Raw genomic sequence first — 1,435 nt, 5'->3', positions numbered from 1 at the left:
CAGTTTGTACAATGCAATTCAAGAAGATATACAACAAAAAACACACCCCTATAACACTAGAAGTCAGTAAAGATTTTGCAACAAAGAGCTTTTGCTTTAAAAAAATTACCTGAATTAGCTTAAGACCAAGTGCCACTATCAAAGTAAATGTGCTTAAATTAATAGAAAGCGGCAATAAAAACAAGCCTATTGCAAGAACTAAAAAAGAAAAGTCTTTTTCAAAATAAACAGACCTTAAAATAACTGTATAGAGGTTTTAAAATGATCATTTGTTTACTTCTTAAAATATTTTAATTTATAAACTTCAATCAAAAATAACGGCGTAGAATAAGCATACCTTTTAGTTAATCGCCAAGCTGTAAAGCTTCTGTATAACCATTCCATTTTTAAATTTATAACCCATTCAGGTGCCCGATTCTTGGTTTCAGCAACAAAATCAAAGACTGCCCCAATTGAACAAATAATTTTTGAATTTATTTGGTCTTTATGAGTGTGTACCCATTTTTCCTGCTTTGGTGCCGTCATTCCAATAAACAAAATATCGGGGGCAAACTCATTTACCGCAGTTAGCATATCCCGGTTGTCTGATTTTGAAAAATCGTCCTTAAATGGTGGGGAATAAAAACCAAATGTAATGTTAGTATGTTTTTTTGAAAGTTTATTTTCAATAAGGTCTAAAGTTGATGCACTCGATCCTAGATAAAAACATTTGAGTGCTTTGTCATTGGCTTCTTTTAACAAATAACTATGTATATCTGCCCCTGCTATTTTTTTGATTTTCTTGCCTTTTACTGCACGTGCCATGAAAACAATACCCTCACCATCTGGAAGTAGAATATCTGATTCTAAAAGGGCCATTTTAAATACATCATCAGATTTGGCCACTATGAAGGAGTGGGCGTTTATCGTATTAATAATTGTTTGCCCATTAGTAATGAAAATACCGTTAATATCATCGTTAAATATCTTATAATTATTTAAAAAGATTGTGTTCAAAACTTTAATGTATTGATTAATTTTAGTTTAGTAAACGGCTCCTTCGCCATTATAAAGTGCTTTTGCATAAATTTTATCAAAAAATTCTAATTGCTTATCAGGGGAATATAAATCCAAATAAGTCTGAAAAGCATTATTTCTCATGTTCTCTTTTTGCATATCAGAAAAATCGAACCAAGTTTTTATCTGCCTTTTAAAATCCTCAACATCCCCTGATTTAAAATGAATTCCATTCACTCCATTCGTTACAATTTCTGATGGCCCGCCAATATTAGTTGTAATAACGACACAGTGATTTGAAAATGATTCTATTATCGTCAAACCAAATGTTTCTATACAAATGGAAGGGTTTATTAAAGCATTTGCTTTTCTTAATTCAAAAAAAACATTCTCTCTGGCCATTGAGCCTAAATAGATTATGTTTTTATTAATCATAAAT

2 protein-coding genes are annotated in these 1,435 nt (G+C 30.9%); both read right to left on the bottom strand.

Translation table 11 applies throughout. From position 1 onward, the window contains the following. Positions 1-273: 273 nt before the first annotated feature. Positions 274-996 carry a WecB/TagA/CpsF family glycosyltransferase gene (locus A9996_RS19350; protein WP_245905295.1) on the bottom strand — a complete coding sequence of 241 codons (723 nt, stop codon included), beginning with the start codon at positions 994-996 and terminating at the stop codon, positions 274-276. A gap of 27 nt (positions 997-1,023) precedes the next feature. Further along, positions 1,024-1,435: glycosyltransferase (locus A9996_RS19345; protein WP_157487272.1), on the bottom strand; the 412-nt coding region annotated here is incomplete at its 5' end.

This window comes from Gelidibacter algens (genome assembly GCF_001678675.1).
Classification (GTDB): domain Bacteria; phylum Bacteroidota; class Bacteroidia; order Flavobacteriales; family Flavobacteriaceae; genus Gelidibacter; species Gelidibacter algens.
The sequence above is the reverse complement of the archived record's forward strand: the minus strand, read 5'-3'. Positions and strand labels throughout refer to the sequence as shown.